General features: G+C 36.1%; 2 protein-coding genes. Both read right to left on the bottom strand.

Annotated elements, in window-relative coordinates:
• On the bottom strand, window positions 1-489 hold a 489-nt coding region (locus V7659_RS30780; protein ID WP_335543799.1), incomplete at its 3' end, for an AAA family ATPase.
• A gap of 36 nt (window positions 490-525) precedes the next feature.
• On the bottom strand, window positions 526-1,545 hold the full coding sequence (locus tag V7659_RS30775; RefSeq protein WP_335543800.1) for a LacI family DNA-binding transcriptional regulator: 1,020 nt from the start codon (window positions 1,543-1,545) through the stop codon (window positions 526-528).
• Between the last annotated feature and the right edge of the window lie 46 nt (window positions 1,546-1,591).

Raw genomic sequence — 1,591 nt, 5'->3', positions numbered from 1 at the left:
ATTGATAATATCCTCTAAAATTTCAGCTGGTTGTTTATGAGTGGTGTCATAAAGATATTTTCTATTTGCAGGTGAGTATTGAAGTTGTTTTAGCAAAAATAAGGAGCGGTCAATTAAAAATGGATCTCCTCGCTTATTCAAACGTTCTATTAAAATGTTCTCATCAGCCCGCAAGACAACATATTTAATCTTTAGATTCAAGTAAGCAAAATGTTTGCAGAACCACTCTAACTCATCTTCCACAACAATATCGATAATCACATTGTAATCATGTTGAATAAAAGTTTTAGTTAAAGAAAGTATATGTTTCCACATAATTACTAACTTTTCATCCCAAGGTGGTTCAGAGGTTTCCTCATACATGGAGAGGAAGTCATCCCCTTTAATAAGGGCACTTTTCTTTACAGTTTGTGCTAGTTTTTTTGCAAGTGTGGATTTACCAACCCCGCAAGGTCCAGAGATAATATAGATTGTTTTTTCGTTAACCATAAGCTTTTCACATTCTCCTATAATCTATAGAAAAAGTTATTCTTTTCTTTCAGCAGTGGATTCCCTAATGATGAGCTTGGTAGGTAACAGAATCTCGTGAATCGGCTCATCTTTGTTTTCCATTCTCCAACAAAGCTGCTCCACTGCTTTTTTTCCGAAATAATTTAAATCAATATCCATTGTTGTTATCTTTGGGGTTGAAATTTGTGATAATTGTCCATTATCAAAGCAGCATACCGATACATCTTCAGGTACTTTAAAACCTCTTTGCTGCAAAACAGAGGTGCCAAGGAAACCGAGTCCATCGTTCACACAAAACCATGCTGAAGGCTCATCTTGTAGGGTATCAAGGAATGAATGGATGTCACCCTGGTTTTCCTTTGCGTTTGTAAACATAAAGTCCTCTTTAGGCGTTAACCCGTATTTTTTAAAAGCAAGTAAGTATCCCTCGAATCTCTCTTGATAGCTTGGAGAAAATTCAATATCACCTACGAAGGCTATATCACGATGTCCTAACTGAATTAAGTGTTCTACAGCCATAAAAGCTCCAAAACGGTTATTCGTTAAGATGGAATCAGCCATTAAATAGGGTGAATGATGGTCAATCAAAACGGTAGGTATACCTGTATTGATAATGTTAGAAATATAATCGGTACTGATATGGGAAAGAAATAAAATTCCATCAATTTCCTGATTCGTTAGCAAGGAGGGGAGAGCTAAGTTCTCTTTAGAATCTCTATCAATCGGTTCAATAAATAAATTCATGCCGCGGGCTCGAACTTCTTTTTCAACGCTTAAGTAAATTTCACCAAAAAAGCTTTTAAGTGAAAAAGCAAAATCAGAAGCGATTAACGCAATATTTTTGAGTTCCTTTTTATCAACCTGTTTTTGATTTCGACTATTCGAATAGGCATAACCCATTTCATCAGCTGTATGCTGTACCAGCATCCGTGTCTCTTCGCTAACTCCTGGCTTTCCGGACAAAGCTTGGGAAACAGAGTTTTTCGAAATATTTAACCGATCGGCTATATCCTGCATGGTCACTTTTTTTGTCATATCTTTTTCTCCCTTAATAGATATCCAATGGGTAATTGTATTTGGT

This window comes from Neobacillus drentensis (assembly GCF_036966985.1).
GTDB lineage: Bacteria > Bacillota > Bacilli > Bacillales > Cytobacillaceae > Neobacillus > Neobacillus drentensis_E.
The sequence above is the reverse complement of the archived record's forward strand: the minus strand, read 5'-3'. Positions and strand labels throughout refer to the sequence as shown.